The following is a 17201-nucleotide window of genomic DNA, read 5'->3' as shown; positions in this document are numbered from 1 at the left end:
GTTCTAAAGCGATTGGACAGACCTGAAGTTGAGAACTACAGCGACAGCGCTTCTATTTTTCAGCTGGATTTGGCATAGCCAGTAAAATGCACTGTCACCGTATTTCCAGAGGAACGACATGTCGAGGGGGGCCAGAGGAACGACATGTCGAGGTGGGCGTATGATCTGACACAATTGGCGGCCGAAATTCGAGGTATCAAGCGGCTTAAGGGCTTTGCTGACGCCATTGACCGCTTTCACTCTGCGTTCTCACTTCGTGCCGATCTGCTGGAGGCGAGGAGCGCGATCAAAACGCTCCACCAGATCCATAACAACGCGAGCGATAGGTCCAGATTTGGCGCAGCGCTTATGTCTCACGCTGTCATCCTTTATGCCCGTGCTACTATTTCTGATCAGGACGGCCGGCGGGGCGTGGATGTAAGAAAAGCCTTTTCCGCAGAATTGAAAGCAAAGCATTTGGCCATTGCTGATTTGCGAAATACCGTCGTTGCGCACTACGGCATACCGGAAGGCAAGTACGGGCTGCGCTGGCACGAAGAGCGGACGATCCTTAAGTCCGTCGACGGAAGTCAATCATTCACCTATTCCAATAGCCGTTCGGGATATCTGGCCGAGGCAGGTGATGACCTCGCATTGCTCATCGAGCACGCGGTTAGCGCTGTGTCAGCCGCCATCGAAGAGCGGGGGCTAAAACTTCAGATGTTTCTCAGCAAGTTTAAGGGTGACCCAGAGGTTTCAGCCGCAGCCCAGAGATGTCAGTTTAATCCCGAGAACTTCTACCGAACATCGGATCGCGTAGCGTCTTTCTGGGATGGTGTCGACCTGGTGACCGAACACTTCGGACAGAAACCCTAAAAATCGAAGGGCGTAGGCCCAACTTTTGCGAAGCTCCATTACAATGACAGTGCATTTAACTGTACTGCTCATCAGCGCGCTTAGTGAAATACGCGCGCGGACACCCGTGCAAAACATCATCGATCTATTCGGGCGATAGGCGCGTTTTGCGCCTAGGCGCCCACATATCTTAATACTCCGGCGTATCACGCTTTGGCGACGGCGTGTAGTTGGCACGCTACCCCCTGCGTTCCCGTTGTGTTCATAGATCGAATCTGCTACTTGGTTCGGGCTTTATGCTTCGCATGGCTGGGCCAGTTACTGGTGCCGGACCTCTGCTTAGCGTCGGACAGGGAGGCGTCGTAAGACGTGCAACCTGTTCGCGGGGTGCTGTGGGAAGTGTGAGCGATCACGCGGAACACGGTCTCGGTGAGCAACAGGCGAGCCTTACCTCTGTTCCGGTCATAGCCCTTGAAATTGAAGTCGGTTTCAAGTGTCGGATGGCCATAAGGTTTTATTTTCGGCTTCGCCTGGCGCGTGCGCAAGAAAAACGCTTGCTTTTCGCTCCAAAAAGCTAAGCTAACTTTGGAGAAGAGCAAATGAAGACTGCCGCATGCAAAAACATGCCAGTTTGGACTGGCGACTAACCGCAAACCGAGTTTGGGGTGCGGCGTTCAAACTAAAGCTTCGCATGGCTGGGCCAGTTACTGGTGCCGGACCTCTGCTTAGCGTCGGACAGGGAGGCGTCGTAAGACGTGCAACCTGTTCGCGGGGTGCTGTGGGAAGTGTGAGCGATCACGCGGAACACGGTCTCGGTGAGCAACAGGTAGCTACAGAGGTGGGGCGAGGCAACCGACGTCGCTCACCAAGAGAGAAATAGTGGGAAAGCTATTCGAGCACACCAGAAAGCAATTTAGCCTTACCCAAGCATGGCGGCAAATCCGCGAAAATGGGTATGCTTCCGCGCAAGAAGAGACTCGATGGGCTACCGAGCAATTCGATCGCCAAGCGGATAGAAATATTAAAAAAATCCAACGCCGCTTAAAAGATGGCGTATTTGATTTTGAGCCGCAGATTGGTGTCGCAAAAGAAAAGAAGAGCGGAAACAGCAAACGTGGAATAGTAATGGCGTCAATACACAATCGTGTCGTTGAGCGAGCCATACTTGATACTCTGCAATCGCAGGTTCCTTTTGTTAAGTCTGTGATAACTATGCCGACCAGTGTAGGCGGCGTTCCAGAACGCGGAGTTCCTCACGGATTAAAACTGATCACAGACGCGATTGAGGCAGGTTACACCTCGTTTGTTCGATCAGACATTTCTGGTTTTTTCGACGGAATTCCCAGAAAATACGTCATAGAAAAGATTGCGGAAGAAGTTGAGGACGAGAATTTCATCAAACTACTCTATGGAGCGACAAACGTAGTTTTAGCCAACGAAAAAGCGCTTGGTGAAGATCGCAAAATTTTTCCTACCGACGAGCAAGGTGTTGCTCAAGGGTCACCTCTCTCGCCGCTTTTTGGAAACATCCTCCTACACGATTTTGACGTACAGTTTAACAAAGATGGGATCATTTGCGTCCGCTTTATAGACGATTTTGTATTGCTGTCGAAAGATGGGTGGCGTGTGAAGAAGGCATTTCAAAGCGCAAGGATGCACCTTTCAAAGCTTGGGCTGAATTGCCATGATCCTTTTTCAAGCTCACGGAGAGACAAAGCGGAAGCGGGCGCCGTGATCGATGGGTTTGTTTTTCTGGGATATGACATCCGAACAGGAATGCTGCAGCCGGCAAAGGGCGCGCGCGAAAATCTAATAAAGGCAGTTAAAGATCGCATAAAATACGGAAAACGTAATATTTTAGATATTAAGCGTAATCCTCATGCCGACAATACACAGAGATATGCTCAAACGCTTGTAGGAATTGACCGCATATTGCGTGGATGGGGCAATGCATTCGCGTATGGGAATGCTCCGGCAACTATCGATGACTTGGACCTCCGAATTGACGACGAGCTTAGTAGCTTTCGAAGTTGGTTTGCCGCTGTTGCTCGAACCTTGGACATGAAAGGTAGAAGACGGACGGGAGGGGTGTGTTTACTTTCCGACATCAAGCCCAAAGACCTTTCAGATGTGCCCTTTAGGTTAGAAGGCGGGGCACGCTTCATCGCGTCCAAAAACATTGTCACGATCTCAACCGATGGATCGATCGCAGGGGGGCGGCGGCCATCAAGGGACAAGGGGAAAGGCGGATGGGCCTTTGTCATCCACGACACGAAAGAAGAAGGTTCAGGTTCGGCTACTGATGTTACGAACAATCAAATGGAGCTGCGTGCCGTAATAGAAGCGTTGAAGGCGGCCCCCCTTGGAAAACCAATTCGCATTCGAACTGATAGTCAGTATGTGGTGCAGATAGCCAAGGGAGAAAATTTGGCGAAATCAAACGGCGAAATGTGGCGTCAATACCAAGAGCTCGTTGCAGGTCGGAAGATCAGCATTGTTTGGGTGAAAGGACACGACGGCGATCCTCACAATGAGCGTGCGGATGCACTGGCAAAATCTCGATCACTGGAGAATAATTGACTGGACGCTGTACACTCACGTTGGCGATGCTGATGGACGCAAACGCGGATATGCTCGTATCCGCTGTGTATATATTCACGCGACGAGCGCAGTTTCACGGTTTCTGAAAGCAGAATTTCCTTAGGGAGGGTGCACCGCCATGACGAGCCCGCTTGATACGCATCGGCATTTCAACCAGGGTTTAATACGCAGAAGATCTGAGAACAGCGAGATATCTGGGCTTTCCCCTCACCCCATCCCCTCTTTCCGCTTCCATCACCGCCTTCACCCGTTGCGGCAAATTTCATCGCGAGGGGTAGACCAAGCGTGATCGGCAGCCTTGCCGACGGGAAGTCCGACACATCAAGCTAATGAGGCGGCCGGCCGCGATGCCGGCGAGGATGTGGGAGAGGATGGCGAGGCCTCCACCGGACAAAGTGGTGCGGTGGATGGCCACGGCGTTATCGACTCACCGCAAGCTACTTCCACTCCGCTATACGGTTCTTGCCGGCTTCAGTCAGCACCGCTGCCAGAAAGTCGCTGCTCTTGCGATGATCTATATCGAAACGTCTTGCCGGGATAGCATGTACCGCGGCGGCCTTGGCGCTTCCTTGACCCACGAAGATTAATCCAATCCCATGACGTATGCATTCGTCTTTCACGCGGATCGCCTGAGCCGGATCCTTTGCCGTCCAGGTAACCTCATCTAGCGGAAACACTACATACGACCGGGTTGCAGCGCTTCGATGCGACATTGCCTCAAATACCGCCAACACATTGCTGGTATCAGCTCTCTTCACTTCGAAAGTCACAACGTCAAATTCTGAGCCGATAGTCCAAGGAAACTTCTTGTAGGAGACCATGGTAAAATCTGGACGCGTCCAAGGTCCGGCGATCTTGGAATCACGACGAGCCGTATTTTCGAGATAAAACTGAGACTTTTCATAACCGTCAGCCTCCCAGATTTCGCGGAATGCTTCTTCAATCGACGCGTAATAGGCCTCTTCGGGGATCACATATGGAGTAACGAAGGTAAAGATATTCCGATCCCCTCGCTTTAATACCTTCTTTTCAGATCCATGAGTGACCGCAGCATCAAAGATATCCGAATCGAAGGCATAGGTACGCTTGAGTTTGGTCGCACTCATTGTTTTATTAATCTGGAGTGCTTGTGTAACCGTCTCAAGGCACTGAAGGATCTTTATATCCAGATGTGGCAAAATTCCCCCCAAGATGTACAGCAGCATTAATGAAACTAATATCAGCATCACATGAGCCATTCCATTAGTTTCATAAGCCTACCATGCGGCATATCCCTTTCCGATCATCTTACCTCCGGCGGTCGCATCTCCTTGCGAGCCGCCAGCCTGAAGTGGGCATCCGCCTTAGGTCACAGTCATCCTTCCTCTCACCCCATCATCACATCCCCTCTCACCACCTCCACCACGAACTCCATCACCGCCTTCACCCGTTGCGGCAAATTCCGCCGTGAGGGGTAGACCAGCGTGATCGGCAGCCGGGCCGGCGGGAAGTCCGGCATCAGGCTAATGAGGCGGCCCGCCGCGATGTCGGGGCCGGCGAGGATGTGGGAGAGGATGGCAAGGCCCCCGCCGGCCAGAGTGGCGCGGTGGATGGCGACGGCGCTGTCGGCCGTCAGCCGCGGGGCGATGCGAAGGCGCGTCTCGTCGGCGCCGTCGGAGAAGGACCACAGGCGCCCGTCGCCGGCGCGGGCGTAGCAGATGCAGTCATGGCGAGGCACCTCCTCCGGCCGCACCGGGGCGGGCCGCCTTGAGAGATAGCAGGGCGCGGCCACCAGGAAGGCCGTGGTCCAGCCGATGCGCCGGCCGGTCAGGCTGGAATCCTCGACGGCGCCGAGGCGCACTTCGAGATCGATGCCCTCGCCGATGAGATCGGAGGGCGCTTCGCGCAAGAGAAGATCGACGGTGAGGCCGGGATGGCGGACGAGCAGTTCCGGCAGGCGCTCGGCGAGGGCAAGGCCGAGCGGGGCAGGCAGGGAGAGCCGCACCTTGCCGGCGACGACAGCCTCGCCGGTGCCGGCGCTCTCGCCCAGCGCCTCCACCGCCTCGATCACGCGCAGGGCCATCGGGATCAGCCGCTCGCCCTCGGCCGTCAGCGCCAGGGCCACCGTGGTGCGGTGGAGCAGGCGCACCCCGAGCCGCGCCTCCAACGCCGAGACCTGGCGCGACACCGCCGGCTGGGTGAGATCGAGATCGGCAGCCGCCGCGGTGAAGGAGCCCGTCTGCGCGACGCGCAGGAAGGTCCGCAAGGCGCCAACGATGTCCATTCCCCTGCCCCCATACTTTTGCGCATAGGCCTTATGCCGGGAACTTAGGCTGGTAAGGCTTTACTGTCCAGCCATTACGGATATTTTATATCCATAAGGATATTAGATATCCTTAATAAGGGAAACGGACATGAGCCAGCGCCTGAACTACGCCCAGCAATCCCCGGAACTCTTCAAGAAGCTCTCGGATCTCAGCATGGTCCTGAAGGGCAGCGTGATCGAGGAGAAGATCCGCGATCTCGTCAACATCCGCGCCTCCCAGCTCAATGGCTGCGCCTTCTGCCTCGACATGCATGTGAAGGAAGCCAAGATCCACGGCGAGAGCGAGCTGAGGCTCTACCACGTTGCGATCTGGCGCGAATCCAACCTGTTCGTGCCGCGCGAGCGCGCCGCCCTCGCCTGGACCGAGGCGGTGACGAAGCTGCCGGAGGGCGGCATTCCCGACGAACTCTATGAGCGCGTGCGCGGCCAGCTTTCGGAGAAGGAGGTTTCCGACCTCACCTTCGCGATCGCCATCATCAACACCTGGAACCGCGCCTCCATCGCCTTCAAGGCGGTGCCGGGCTCGGCCGACAAGCTCTACGGGCTCGACAAGGCCGGGCTGAGCTGAGGACGGAGCGCGGACTTCTCAGCGACATGCCTGCATGTCGCGATGCCCGCTCTTGGAAGCGTTGCGCTCACGCGAAAGGAAAATGCGGACTGGAAGTCCGCGCTCCAGAAAACATCCATCGGCACCAATGCCACACTCAATAGGAGGCCAGCATGAGCCTGAACGACACCTTGACACCCGCCAGGGCCAAACCCGACGACCTCGTACCCTCGCGCTATGCCGTGCAGATCGGCGAGATCGACGTGCTGATCGTCAGCGACGGCGTGCTGCCGCTGCCGACCCAGATGCTGGGCCACAATGCCGACCCGTCCCAGCGCGCGGCCTGGCTCGACGACATGTTCCTGCCGCAGGACGCCTTCGACTGGGCGCTGAACGTGGTGGTGGTGCGCAGCGGCGCGCAGACCATCCTCATCGACGCCGGGCTGGGGCTCGACCCCGACCTCAACCTGCCGCGGGCCGGCCAGCTGATCAAGCGGCTGGAGGCGGCCGGCATCGATCTCGGCGCCGTGACCGACGTGGTGCTCACCCATATGCATATGGACCATGTCGGCGGCCTGCTGGTCGATGGCGTGAAGGAGCGGCTGCGGCCGGACCTCAAGATCCATGTGGCTGAAGCCGAGGCCAAGTTCTGGGAAGCACCTGATTTCTCCCATGTCGCCATGCCGGAGGGCTTCCCGGACGCGCTGCGGGCGACCGCCACACGCTTCGCCAAGGAATATGCCAGCCAGCTGCGGCTGTTCGAGGAGGAGCACGAGGTGGCGCCCGGCGTGGTCGTCTCCCGCACCGGCGGCCACACGCCGGGGCACAGCGTGGTCCGCCTCGCCTCCGGCGGCGACCGGCTGATGTTCGCGGGCGATGCCATGTTCGCGGTTGGCTTCGAGCATCCCGACTGGTTCAACGGCTTCGAGCACGATCCGGAGGAGGCAGCCCGCGTGCGCGTCCGGCTGCTGCGGGAATTGGCTGAGACCAACTCGTTCCTGGTCGCCACCCACCTGCCCTTCCCCTCGGTCGGCCATGTCGCCGTGGACGGCGAAGCCTTCCGCTGGGTGCCGGTGTTCTGGGACTACTGAGCGCTTTGCCCTGGGAGCGCGGACGTCCTCGTCCGCGGTCCCAGGGACAACACCCCCAAAGGAGACATCCCATGAAAATCGTCATCATCGGCGGCACCGGGCTGATCGGCACCAAGACAGTGGCGCGGCTCCAAGCCAAGGGCCATGAGGTGATCGCCGCCTCGCCCAATACCGGCGTCAACACCATCACCGGCGAGGGCCTCGCCGAGGCGCTGGCCGGCGCGCAGGTGGTGATCGACCTCGCCAACTCGCCCTCCTTCGAGGACAAGGCCGTGCTGGCGTTCTTCGAGACCTCCGGCCGCAACCTGATGGCGGCGGAAAAGGCGGCCGGCGTCGGGCACCACATCGCCCTCTCGGTCGTCGGCACCGAGCGGCTGCAGGACAGCGGCTATTTCCGCGCCAAGCTCGCCCAGGAAAAGCTGATCAAGGCCGCCGGCATCCCCTTCACCATCGTGCACTCCACCCAGTTCATGGAGTTCCTGGCCGGCATCGCCCAGTCCGGCACGATCGAGGGCAAGGTGCATCTCTCGCCCGCCTTCGTGCAGCCGATCGCCTCCGACGACGTCGCCGACGCCATGGCCGAGGTGGCGCTGGCCGCGCCGGTGAACGGCACGGTGGAGATCGCCGGCCCGGAGCGCTCGCGCCTCAGCGACCTCGTCGCCCGCTATCTCAAGGCCAGCGGCGATCCCCGCACGGTGGTGGCGGACCGCGAGGCCCGCTATTTCGGCGCCCGCCTCGAGGACGGTTCGCTGGTCAGCGACGACAATCCCCGCCTCGGCCGCATCGGCTTCGAGGAGTGGTTCGCCAAGAATCCGAGGAAGTGAGCAGCGGCACCTCGCCGCGAAGAACGCAGGTAGCCTTCTCCACGCAGTGGGGAAGGTGTCGGTGCGAAGCACTGACGGATGGGGTGTGGCGGGCAACACGCAGCGCTTGACCAGATGGCGCGACGGTTGCGCGAGCTTCCGAGAAGACATCGCACTGCCCGCCACACCCCATCCGACCCGACTTCGTCGGGCCACCTTCCCCACTATGTGGAGAAGGCTTCCTGCGCCAGATCATCCCCCCAACCAGGAACCCCAGCCATGATCCGCCCGCTTCTCGCCGCTTTCGCGATCTCCGCCTTGCTCACCGCCCCGGCTGCCGCCGACGGCAAGGCCGCCAAGGTCTCGCTCGTCTATGAGCATGAGCTGCCCAATGTGCCCGGCAAGAGCCTGAAGGGCGTGCTGGTCGAATACGGCCCCGGCGGCTTTTCCGAGGGTCACACCCATCCCGCCTCCGCCTTCATCTACGCCACCGTGCTGGAAGGGGCGATCAAGAGCCAGGTCAATGACGGGCCGGTGAAGGTCTACCGCGCCGGCCAGAACTTCTCCGAAATGCCGGGCGACCGCCACGGCGTCAGCGCCAATGCCAGCAAGACCCGGCCCGCCAAGCTGCTGGCGGTGTTCGTGGTCGACACCGCCCAGAAGGAGCTGACCTTCCCGCTGCAGAAATAAGGCGTTGCGGCTGGGCTTGGCGCAGCGCGAAAAGCCCTCTCCACGCAGTGGCCGATGCACGCATCTCCGCATTGCCGATCCATGGCGGCGGAAATCCTTCCCCGACTTCGGGGAAGGTGTCATTTCGCAGAAATGACGGAAGGGGGAGAGTGGCACCAATAGGCCGGAAAATGGTGAGATTACGCCACTCTCCCCCACCCGAGTCGGCTTTGCCGGCCCGGCGCGCACAAACTGTGCCGCGACCTCCCCGAAACCGGGGGGATCCCCGCGCTTTACCTGTCCTGGTCGAGGGCTTTTCGAGCCGTTCTCGACACGGCCGAGATACCCGCATTTCCCCCCCACCGAGCCCCCAGCCATGGTCGATGATCCCGCCTTCCTGCCCCTCGTGCTGATCGACCTGCTCGGACTTGCCGGCATCATCGTCTGGCATCTGCAGGGGCGCCGGCGCCCGCGGGCGCGCCTGATCGTGCAGATCCTGTTCTTCGCGGCGATGACGGCCCTCGTCGCGTTCAACGGCATCTGGCCGCATCAGCTCGGCGCCAACGAAACCACCGGCCTTGCCGCCTTCGTCGCCAAATCGGCGCGGGTGCTGTGGTGGACGCATCTGGCCTGGGCCGTCATCGGCGTGATGCACATCTATATCGCCATCGACCGCCGGCCCCGCGAGGCCCATCTCCTGCAGGACCTGTTCGTGGCCCTCGCCTATCTCGGCGTCGCCCTCTCGATCCTGAGCTTCGTGTTCGGCGCGCCGGTCGGCACGCTGGTGGCGACCTCCGGCGTGGTCGCCGTCATTCTCGGCCTCGCTTTGCAGAACACGCTCGGCGACGTCTTCTCCGGCATCGCGCTGACCTTGGGGCGCTCCTATGCCATCGGCGACTGGATCGTGCTGAGCGACGGCACCGAGGGGCGGGTGGTCGAGACCAATTGGCGCGCCACCAACCTGGTCACCGGCGCCCATAACCTCGTGGTGCTGCCCAACAGCCTGCTGGCCAAGCTCAGCCTGACCAATCTCAGCCGCCCCGACGAGACCCACTGGATCAGCCAGAGCGTACGGATCGCGGCCAGCCACAACCCGCACGACAGCATCGAGACGCTCAGGGCCGTGCTGCGGGCCTGCGACGAGATCCTCAGGGATCCCGCGCCGATCGTGGCGCTCAAGACGATCGATGCGCTGGCGATCGAGGCCGAGCTGCAGTTCTGCGTGGCCAGTCCGGCGCGCCGCACCCCGGCGCGAAACGAAGTGCTCGACCGGCTCTACCGGACCTATGGCGCGGATGGCCTGGCCTTCGCGCCGGCGGTGGGCCTCATCCAGCCCGCGACAGCACCCAATCGAAGCTATCCTTCCACAGCTGCTCGGGAATCTCCTGCGACAGGATGCCGACCAGATCGGACAGCCTGACGCTGCGCAGCTTCTCGCGCCAGGCCTCGTCCGCCTCCCACATGATGCGCGCCACGGCGCAGGGCCCGCTCTCGCAATAGCCCTTGGGGCGACAGGGATTGTTGGCGCGGATATTGCTGCACACGAAGGTGCGCGCCGGCCCTTCAACCGCCTCGACGATCTCGAGGAAGGTCAGCTCGGCCGGGGGCCGCGCCAGCCGGTAGCCGCCGGAGGGACCGAGCGTGGTATCGACCAGCCCGGCCTGCGACAAATGCTGCAGGGCCTTGGAGAGATATTCCTTCGGCACGCCGTGGAACTCGGCCAGCGCCTTGGTCGAGAGGTAGCGCCCCGCCGGCAGGCCGGCGAGGATCGCACAGCAATGCAGCGCCCATTCGACTTGGCTTTTCAGGATCATGCGTTCATTCCGCAGCGGCAGTACGCGCCGATAATTACGGATATACGATATCCCTATTGGCGCAGCGTGTAAATGCGGGGTGTCCCGGGTGCGCGGACGTCTCGTCCGCTCTTCCTTTCTTTCCTTCCTGCCTGCACAGCGTTTCCAAGATCGGACTGGAAGTCCGCGCTCCAAAAATCTCCCCCTTCCCCTCATCTTGCGCTATCAAGCGGCCAAACCCTGCCTCGGAGATTTCAATCTTGACCGCTGCCGCCCCCATCGCCCGCGCTTTGCTGTCCGTTTCGGACAAATCAGGCCTGATCGACTTCGCCAAAGGCCTCGCCGCCCATGGCGTCGAGCTGGTCTCGACCGGGGGCACGCGCAAGGCGCTGGAGGAGGCCGGCCTCGCCGTCAAGGACGTCTCCGACCTCACCGGCTTTCCCGAGATGATGGACGGCCGCGTCAAGACGCTGCATCCCAAGGTGCATGGCGGCCTGCTCGCCATCCGCGGCAACCAGGAGCACCGCGCCGCCATGGCCGCGCACGGCATCGGCCCGATCGACCTCCTCGTCGTCAATCTCTACCCTTTCGAGGCGACGCTGGCCCGCGGCGGCAGCTTCGAGGACCTGATCGAGAACATCGACATCGGCGGTCCCGCCATGATCCGCGCCGCCGCCAAGAACCATGACGACGTCACCGTCATCGTCGACGTCGCCGACTACGACGACGTGCTGGCCGAGCTTGCCGAGAACGAAGGGGCGACCAGCCTTACCTTCCGCCGCCGCATGGCCGCCAAGGCCTATGCCCGCACCGGCGCCTATGACGCCGCCATCTCCAACTGGTTTGCGGCCACCCTGGAGGAGGACACCCCCACCTTCCGCGCCTTCGGCGGCACGCTGGCCGAGGCATTGCGCTATGGCGAGAACCCGCATCAGAGCGCGGCCTTCTACCTCACCCCCGAAAAGCGCCCGGGCGTTGCCACCGCCCGCCAGCTCCAGGGCAAGGCGTTGTCCTACAACAACCTCAACGACACCGACGCCGCCTTCGAATGCGTGGCCGAGTTCGACCCGACCAAATCGGCGGCGGTGGTGATCGTCAAGCACGCCAATCCCTGCGGTGTCGCCGAGGCGCCGACGCTGCTCGAAGCCTATGAGAAGGCCTTTGCCTGCGACCCCGTCTCGGCCTTCGGCGGCATCATCGCGGTGAACCGCACGCTCGATGCCGACACGGCCCGCAAGATCGTCGAGATCTTCACCGAAGTGATTGTCGCCCCCGACGCCAGCGAGGACGCCATCGCCATCATTTCGGCCAAGCGGAACCTGCGCCTGCTCGTCACCGGTGCCCTGCCCGATCCGCGCGCGGAGGGCCTTACCGCCAAGACGCTGGCGGGCGGCCTGCTCGTGCAGTCGCGCGACAATGCCGTGGTCGACGACATGACCCTGAAGGTGGTGACCAAGCGCGCACCCACGCCCGAGGAAATGGCCGACCTTACCTTCGCCTTCCGCATCGCCAAGCATGTGAAGTCCAACGCCATCGTCTATGTGAAGGACGGCGCCAGCGTCGGCATCGGCGCCGGCCAGATGAGCCGCGTCGATTCGGCCCGCATCGCCGCCGCCAAGGCAGTCGACGCCGCCAAGCTGGCAGGCCTGCCGGAAACCCTGACCAAGGGCTCGGTGGTGGCGTCGGACGCCTTCTTCCCCTTCGCGGACGGCCTGGAGGCCGCGGTGGCGGCCGGTGCCACGGCCGTGATCCAGCCGGGCGGCTCGCAGCGCGACGCCGAGGTGATCGCCGCCGCCGACGCGGCCGGCCTTGCCATGGTGTTCACCGGCACGCGCCACTTCCGGCATTAAGGCCCACCGAACGGGGCGCAAACGGCCTTCTCCGCACGGCGGGAAGGCTGTTTGCTCTTTATGCGTGGTGGCAATAGGCAAAGCGGCGGCTGACCAGCTCGCGCCGCCGACGTCTCCTGCCTGTTCCCACAGGTATAGCTGCCCGGTCTCGCAATGACGCATCCAGGCTGTCGTAATGCCCTGGCCCGGTCGCAGCCTCAACCCTTCTGTCCACAGCCTATAGCTGTAGATGATCCCACAGTTGAACTGCCGACAGGCCCGGTGATAGTTTCGCTCTGAAATCCATAAGCTTGCAGCGATCTTTTGGATTTCATTGGGGTACTGGGGAGACTTGCGGTGTCGGAAAAATTTGGAATGAAGCCATTTTTAGCGCGCGTGGTCGCGGCCGCCGGTTTGGCGTTGGCGATGGCTGCCCCATCGGTGGCCGAGGAGGCAGTCCGGGTGGTGCATCAGGGCAGCGTGCAGACCAGCGTTCCGGCCGGCGTCACGGTGATCGTCAAGAAGATCACGCTGGGCGATGACGCCACGGTGGTCAGCCTCGTCGCCTCCTTCGACAGCCGGCAGACCAATCGCGTCAATCTCAACGACGTCAACGCCTTCCTCGACATCGGCAACGACCAGAAGCTCAGCCTGCGTCAGCCCGAGGACAATCCCTATCTGATGATCCAGAACGGCCAGAGTATGGATGGCGAACTGGTGTTTCCCGGCCGCATTCCGGCCGATGCCGGCGAGGTCCGGCTGGTCTTCAACGACGGCAATGCGGGCGATGACCTCAACGCCCCCGGCCTGACGCTCAAGATCCCGGTCAAGGCGCAATGAGGCGCCTCGGCGCCGCCGCGGCGCTACTGGGCCTGGCTCTTCCGGCGCTGCCGGCCTCGGCCCTCATTATCGAGCATCGCCGCGAGCCGATCGGCGGGCAGCCGACCGCGTTTCGCCCCAGCGATATCGGCGCGAGCCGCTGGCACCCCTATGCCTTGCCACCCACGCGCTTCGCGCCGCAGGCTCCGGCAAGCCGGCTCGGCCCGGCCGGCAGGGCGACCAGCCTGCGCCTCAGGGAGGTGCCGGCCAAGCTGCGCAGCCGCACGCAGGCGTTGCTCGAGCAGTTCGGTGCCCGCGAGAGCGAGGGCAAGATCCTGATCAGCCTGCCCGGCGACGTGCTGTTCGACTTCGACAAGACCGACATCCGCGCCGATGCCAAGCCCGTGCTGGCACGGCTCATCGAGGTGCTCAAGGCCTTCCCCAAGGCGCCTGTAGAGATCGGTGGCCATACCGACGCCAAGGGCGAGGACGACTACAATCTCGCTTTGTCCGAACGCCGGGCCGCCTCGGTCAAAGCCTATCTCGCCCGCGGCAAGATCGGTCCCGCGCGCCTGGCCATCAAGGGCTATGGCGAGACTCGCCCCATCGCGCCCAACCAAAAGGCCGGCGGCGCCGACGATGCCGAGGGCCGCCAGCGCAACCGCCGGGTCGAGTTCGAGATCGGCAAGCCACCCGAATAACGGGCGCTTGCGTCCCGGCGACCAAGCAACCATCACGATCAAGCGAAAGGCGACACCATGGCATTGATTCCCTGCCCTGCCTGTACCCAGCGCGTCTCGGAACAGGCGCTCGCCTGCCCATCCTGCGGGCATCCGATAGCCGCCGTCGGCGAGGGCAAGCAGACGGCCATCCGCGTGCTGGGCGGCGTCGCCGGCACCTATGTGTCGGCCAACGCCCTGGTGCAACTCGTGCTCGGCGTGGTGTTCTGCATCAGCGTGGCCGCGGTGATCATGACGGTCATCATCGTCAACGGCTGAACCGCGGCACCGGCTCAGACCGCCACCTTGGTGCAAATCTCGACCAGGCAACCATTGTTGTCGCGCACATAGGCGACGATCTGGCCCCAGGGCTTCTGCGCCGGCGGCGATACCGCCTGCGCTCCTGCGAACAGGGCCTTCTTGCAGGCGAGTTCGACATCGTCGACCACCAGCGCGATCTCGATGCCCGCCGGCGGCGCATCCGGCCGGTTGGGCTGGAAGGGGCCGGTCATGTCGGTGACGAAGCGTTCATCGGCAAAGCACAGCGAGGTCTCGCCGGTGACGAGTTCGGCGAACTGCCCCTCGGCGATGAAGCGTGTCTCCAGCCCGAAGGCCTGCTTGTAGAAGGCCGAGGTCTCGACGACGTCACGGACATAATGGACGACATAACCGAGCTTCATGGACGTGTTCCCTGTTTGTTCACTTAAGCGATAAGACAAAGAGCCAGTCTTGTCCAGTCCGAGAAGCGGGATTTTGGGGTGAGTCGAGAGACACTCCCTCACCCCTGGCCTTTCACAGCGGCTTGTAGGCGATCGCCTCGATCTCGATCTTGATGTCGATCATCAACCGGGCTTCCAGCGTGGTGCGTGCCGGCGGGTTGGCGGGGAAATAGCTGCCATAGACCTTGTTGAAAGCACCGAAATCGCGGGCATCGGCCAGGATCACGGTGGTCTTAACCACGTCCTCCAGCCCGGCCCCGGCCAGGGCCAGAGCCTTGCCGAGATTCTCCATCACCTGGCGGGTCTGCGCCTCGATGCCACCCGGCACCACCGAACCGTCCGGCAGGGTCGGCACCTGGCCGGAAATGTGAATGCTGTCACCCGCCCGAACGGCCGGGGACAGGGGGACATGGGAGGTGCCGAAATGCTGCTTGGTCATGGGAATTCCTTCAGAGCGATCAAAGACACGGCACTTGCCGCCCCCTCGCCCCACCCGCGGGGAGAGGGTAAGGGTGAGGGGCAGCATGGATGTCTGCCAAAACAAACGCTGAGCCGCCCCTCACCTCTATCCTCTCCCCGTAAATACGGGGAGAGGAGGCGCAAGCGTCGCGCTCATTTGTCACTCTTATCATCTCGCCCCACCGCTACGAGGCAGCAACACACGCGGATCGCTGTCTTACTTCACCGCACCTAGCGCCAGGCCGCGCATCAGATAGCGCTGCAGCCAGGTGAACAGGATCGCGATCGGGATGGTCGCCGCCAGGGCGGCCGCCATCACATAGTTCCATTCCACCGTGTAGCGCCCGGCCACCAGGTTCACCACCTGCAAGGGCAGTGTATAGGCCTCCTGCTTGCGCAGCATGGTGAGGGCGATGACATATTCGTTCCAGGCATTGATGAAGGTGAAGATCGCCGTCACCGCCATCGCCGGCAGCGCCAGCGGCAGGAATACCTTGACCAGCGTGGCGAAGGGACCGGCGCCCTCGATCCAGGCCGCCTCCTCCAGATCCTTGGGGATGGTGGAGAAATAGCTCTGCAGCATCCACACCGCGAAGGCGAGGTTGAAGGCAATGTAGATGAAGGTCACGCCGCTCAGGCTGTCGATCAGCTGAAAACCGAGGCGGTTGCCGAGTTCCACCAGGAGACGGAACAGGCCGAAGACCAGCACGATAGGTGACAGCATCTGCGAGATCAGCAGGAACTGCCGGAAGGCCCCGCGCGCGGCGAAGCGGTAGCGGCTGAGCGCATAGGCGGCGGGAATGGCGACGAGCACCGTCAGCACGGTGGTGACCAGCGACACGATCAGCGAATTGACGAGCGCCGGCCCGAAGGCGGTCTCGGTATACATGGTGATGAAATTGCTCCAGACCGGCCGGCTCGGCCACCAGGAGGAGGACAACATCTCCTCCGTCGGCTTGAGCGCAGTCACCAGCATCACGGCGAAGGGAAAGAGCGTGAGGACGACCAAGGGCGCCAGCAAGACCCAGTAGAGGATGGAGCGTTTGAGCTTGCTCATGCCTGTTCCTCCTCGCGCATGGCCAGCCGCACATAGATGATGGCGAAGACGAGCAGCAGGCCGAACATGATGATCGACACCGCTGCCGCCTCGCCGAACTTACCCAGGCGGAAGGCGAGCTTATAGAGATAGGTCACCAGGATGTCGGTGGAATTGGCCGGGCCGCCCTGCGTGGTCACCCAGATGATCGGGAAGGAATTGAACACGTTGATGGTGTTCATCACCAAGGCGATGTTGATGAAGGGCTTCAGCAGGGGCAGCGTGATGTGGGTGAATTGCTGCCAGCGGCTCGCGCCCTCCACCGCGCCGGCATCGTAGAGATCGTCGGGCACCGAGGAGAGGCCGCCGAGGAAGATCGTCACCGTGAAGGGAATCGAGACCAGGATGCCGATCAGGATCTGCATCGGGAAGGCGGTGGAGGCGTCCGCCAGCCATTCGATATTGCTGTTGATCAGCCCCAGGCCCCGCAGCCCGGAATTGAGCATGCCGCTCTCGCCGTTGAGCGCCCAGCGCCAGACCACCGCCGTCATGGCGAGCGACACTGCCCAGGGCAGCATGATGATGACGCGGGCCAGGCTCCGCCCGTAGAAATCGTCGTTGAGGATGAGGGCGATCGGCACAGAGACGATCAGCGTGCCGGCCACCACGCCCACAGTCCAGACCAGCGTGCGCCACAGCGCCGCGAGAAAATCGGGATCGGCGAACAGGGCCTGGAAATTGGCGAGGCCCGAAAACTCCCTGAGCATGCCGAAACGGTTGACGTCATGCAGCGAAATCTGGCCGATCTGGTAGAGCGGCCAGAAGATGATGAAGGCCGCCATCAGGAAGCTCGGCAGGATCAGAAGATAGGGTGTCGCACGCCCCATGCAGTGTGTGTCTCCTCGGCGCGAAGGGAATGGCTGATTGGTCTTTTACAGCACGAACTGTGCTGCCCCACACCCTTACCCCAGTCCACT

Annotated in this window: 18 protein-coding genes; 11 read left to right on the top strand and 7 right to left on the bottom strand. The window is 61.8% G+C overall.

What is annotated here, in order from left to right; all coding sequences use genetic code 11:
* Nucleotides 1-144: 144 nt before the first annotated feature.
* Nucleotides 145-855, top strand: coding sequence for a hypothetical protein (locus tag ACN6KF_RS24500; protein ID WP_434959355.1), 711 nt, complete (start codon nucleotides 145-147; stop codon nucleotides 853-855).
* Between the two features lie 858 nt (nucleotides 856-1713).
* Nucleotides 1714-3414: an RNase H family protein gene (locus tag ACN6KF_RS24495; protein ID WP_434959354.1), complete on the top strand. Its 1701-nt coding sequence runs from the start codon at nucleotides 1714-1716 to the stop codon at nucleotides 3412-3414.
* Nucleotides 3415-3872: 458 nt separating this feature from the next.
* Here the strand turns inward: ACN6KF_RS24495 and ACN6KF_RS24490 are convergent, their stop codons facing one another.
* On the bottom strand, nucleotides 3873-4673 hold the full coding sequence (locus ACN6KF_RS24490) for a hypothetical protein (RefSeq protein ID WP_434959353.1): 801 nt from the start codon (nucleotides 4671-4673) through the stop codon (nucleotides 3873-3875).
* Nucleotides 4674-4801: 128 nt separating this feature from the next.
* On the bottom strand, nucleotides 4802-5698 hold the full coding sequence (locus ACN6KF_RS24485; protein ID WP_434959352.1) for a LysR family transcriptional regulator: 897 nt from the start codon (nucleotides 5696-5698) through the stop codon (nucleotides 4802-4804).
* A 130-nt stretch (nucleotides 5699-5828) separates the two neighbouring features.
* On the opposite strand from ACN6KF_RS24485, the gene ACN6KF_RS24480 reads away from it, so the two are divergent.
* From ACN6KF_RS24480 to ACN6KF_RS24460, 5 genes are all read left to right on the top strand, one after another.
* Nucleotides 5829-6308, top strand: a complete 480-nt coding sequence (locus ACN6KF_RS24480; protein WP_434959351.1) for a carboxymuconolactone decarboxylase family protein — start codon at nucleotides 5829-5831, stop codon at nucleotides 6306-6308.
* Between the two features lie 152 nt (nucleotides 6309-6460).
* Nucleotides 6461-7378, top strand: coding sequence for an MBL fold metallo-hydrolase (locus tag ACN6KF_RS24475; protein WP_434959350.1), 918 nt, complete (start codon nucleotides 6461-6463; stop codon nucleotides 7376-7378).
* Nucleotides 7379-7449: 71 nt separating this feature from the next.
* Nucleotides 7450-8202, top strand: a complete 753-nt coding sequence (locus tag ACN6KF_RS24470) for an SDR family oxidoreductase (RefSeq protein ID WP_434959349.1) — start codon at nucleotides 7450-7452, stop codon at nucleotides 8200-8202.
* Between the two features lie 258 nt (nucleotides 8203-8460).
* Nucleotides 8461-8871: a cupin domain-containing protein gene (locus ACN6KF_RS24465; protein ID WP_434959348.1), complete on the top strand. Its 411-nt coding sequence runs from the start codon at nucleotides 8461-8463 to the stop codon at nucleotides 8869-8871.
* Between the two features lie 355 nt (nucleotides 8872-9226).
* Nucleotides 9227-10270 carry a mechanosensitive ion channel family protein gene (locus ACN6KF_RS24460; protein WP_434959347.1) on the top strand — a complete coding sequence of 348 codons (1044 nt, stop codon included), beginning with the start codon at nucleotides 9227-9229 and terminating at the stop codon, nucleotides 10268-10270.
* On the opposite strand, the gene ACN6KF_RS24455 is transcribed toward ACN6KF_RS24460, so the two are convergent.
* On the bottom strand, nucleotides 10176-10664 hold the full coding sequence (locus ACN6KF_RS24455) for an RrF2 family transcriptional regulator (protein WP_434959346.1): 489 nt from the start codon (nucleotides 10662-10664) through the stop codon (nucleotides 10176-10178). The two genes, ACN6KF_RS24460 and ACN6KF_RS24455, sit on opposite strands and share 95 nt — an antisense overlap.
* A gap of 236 nt (nucleotides 10665-10900) precedes the next feature.
* Between ACN6KF_RS24455 and purH the strand changes: the two genes are divergently transcribed.
* The 4 genes from purH (at nucleotide 10901) to ACN6KF_RS24435 (ending at nucleotide 14289) form a co-directional block, all read left to right on the top strand.
* On the top strand, nucleotides 10901-12493 hold the full coding sequence (gene purH, locus ACN6KF_RS24450) for a bifunctional phosphoribosylaminoimidazolecarboxamide formyltransferase/IMP cyclohydrolase (RefSeq protein ID WP_434959758.1): 1593 nt from the start codon (nucleotides 10901-10903) through the stop codon (nucleotides 12491-12493).
* Nucleotides 12494-12847: 354 nt separating this feature from the next.
* Complete coding sequence (locus tag ACN6KF_RS24445) at nucleotides 12848-13312, top strand: hypothetical protein (RefSeq protein ID WP_434959345.1); 465 nt, start codon at nucleotides 12848-12850, stop codon at nucleotides 13310-13312.
* Entirely contained in the window at nucleotides 13309-13992 is a 684-nt protein-coding gene (locus ACN6KF_RS24440) for an OmpA family protein (protein ID WP_434959344.1), read from the top strand. The genes ACN6KF_RS24445 and ACN6KF_RS24440 overlap by 4 nt, the downstream gene beginning before the upstream one ends.
* Nucleotides 13993-14049: 57 nt before the next feature.
* Complete coding sequence (locus ACN6KF_RS24435) at nucleotides 14050-14289, top strand: hypothetical protein (protein ID WP_434959343.1); 240 nt, start codon at nucleotides 14050-14052, stop codon at nucleotides 14287-14289.
* Between the two features lie 14 nt (nucleotides 14290-14303).
* Here the strand turns inward: ACN6KF_RS24435 and ACN6KF_RS24430 are convergent, their stop codons facing one another.
* The 4 genes from ACN6KF_RS24430 to ACN6KF_RS24415 all read right to left on the bottom strand — a co-directional run bounded on the left by ACN6KF_RS24430 (nucleotide 14304) and on the right by ACN6KF_RS24415 (nucleotide 17111).
* A complete protein-coding gene (locus ACN6KF_RS24430) occupies nucleotides 14304-14690 on the bottom strand; it encodes a VOC family protein (RefSeq protein WP_434959342.1) in 387 nt (128 codons plus the stop codon).
* Nucleotides 14691-14802: 112 nt separating this feature from the next.
* Nucleotides 14803-15168 carry a RidA family protein gene (locus ACN6KF_RS24425; RefSeq protein WP_434959341.1) on the bottom strand — a complete coding sequence of 122 codons (366 nt, stop codon included), beginning with the start codon at nucleotides 15166-15168 and terminating at the stop codon, nucleotides 14803-14805.
* A gap of 237 nt (nucleotides 15169-15405) precedes the next feature.
* Complete coding sequence (locus ACN6KF_RS24420; protein ID WP_434959340.1) at nucleotides 15406-16245, bottom strand: carbohydrate ABC transporter permease; 840 nt, start codon at nucleotides 16243-16245, stop codon at nucleotides 15406-15408.
* Nucleotides 16242-17111 carry a carbohydrate ABC transporter permease gene (locus ACN6KF_RS24415; RefSeq protein WP_434959339.1) on the bottom strand — a complete coding sequence of 290 codons (870 nt, stop codon included), beginning with the start codon at nucleotides 17109-17111 and terminating at the stop codon, nucleotides 16242-16244. The genes ACN6KF_RS24420 and ACN6KF_RS24415 overlap by 4 nt, the downstream gene beginning before the upstream one ends.
* Between the last annotated feature and the right edge of the window lie 90 nt (nucleotides 17112-17201).

The organism is Labrys methylaminiphilus subsp. lupini (assembly GCF_051161885.1).
GTDB lineage: Bacteria > Pseudomonadota > Alphaproteobacteria > Rhizobiales > Labraceae > Labrys.
The sequence above is the reverse complement of the archived record's forward strand: the minus strand, read 5'-3'. Positions and strand labels throughout refer to the sequence as shown.

Excerpts from the sequence above, each read along its gene's own strand:
- ACN6KF_RS24460 (WP_434959347.1), top strand. The coding sequence starts at position 9,227 with ATGGTCGATGATCCCGCCTTCCTGCCCCTCGTGCTGATCGACCTGCTC.
- ACN6KF_RS24475 (WP_434959350.1), top strand. The coding sequence starts at position 6,461 with ATGAGCCTGAACGACACCTTGACACCCGCCAGGGCCAAACCCGACGAC.
- ACN6KF_RS24470 (WP_434959349.1), top strand. The coding sequence starts at position 7,450 with ATGAAAATCGTCATCATCGGCGGCACCGGGCTGATCGGCACCAAGACA.
- ACN6KF_RS24490 (WP_434959353.1), bottom strand. The coding sequence starts at position 4,673 with ATGGCTCATGTGATGCTGATATTAGTTTCATTAATGCTGCTGTACATC.
- ACN6KF_RS24445 (WP_434959345.1), top strand. The coding sequence starts at position 12,848 with ATGAAGCCATTTTTAGCGCGCGTGGTCGCGGCCGCCGGTTTGGCGTTG.
- ACN6KF_RS24465 (WP_434959348.1), top strand. The coding sequence starts at position 8,461 with ATGATCCGCCCGCTTCTCGCCGCTTTCGCGATCTCCGCCTTGCTCACC.
- ACN6KF_RS24430 (WP_434959342.1), bottom strand. The coding sequence starts at position 14,690 with ATGAAGCTCGGTTATGTCGTCCATTATGTCCGTGACGTCGTCGAGACC.
- ACN6KF_RS24440 (WP_434959344.1), top strand. The coding sequence starts at position 13,309 with ATGAGGCGCCTCGGCGCCGCCGCGGCGCTACTGGGCCTGGCTCTTCCG.
- ACN6KF_RS24485 (WP_434959352.1), bottom strand. The coding sequence starts at position 5,698 with ATGGACATCGTTGGCGCCTTGCGGACCTTCCTGCGCGTCGCGCAGACG.
- ACN6KF_RS24420 (WP_434959340.1), bottom strand. The coding sequence starts at position 16,245 with ATGAGCAAGCTCAAACGCTCCATCCTCTACTGGGTCTTGCTGGCGCCC.
- ACN6KF_RS24500 (WP_434959355.1), top strand. The coding sequence starts at position 145 with ATGTCGAGGTGGGCGTATGATCTGACACAATTGGCGGCCGAAATTCGA.
- ACN6KF_RS24425 (WP_434959341.1), bottom strand. The coding sequence starts at position 15,168 with ATGACCAAGCAGCATTTCGGCACCTCCCATGTCCCCCTGTCCCCGGCC.
- ACN6KF_RS24415 (WP_434959339.1), bottom strand. The coding sequence starts at position 17,111 with ATGGGGCGTGCGACACCCTATCTTCTGATCCTGCCGAGCTTCCTGATG.
- ACN6KF_RS24480 (WP_434959351.1), top strand. The coding sequence starts at position 5,829 with ATGAGCCAGCGCCTGAACTACGCCCAGCAATCCCCGGAACTCTTCAAG.
- ACN6KF_RS24435 (WP_434959343.1), top strand. The coding sequence starts at position 14,050 with ATGGCATTGATTCCCTGCCCTGCCTGTACCCAGCGCGTCTCGGAACAG.
- ACN6KF_RS24455 (WP_434959346.1), bottom strand. The coding sequence starts at position 10,664 with ATGATCCTGAAAAGCCAAGTCGAATGGGCGCTGCATTGCTGTGCGATC.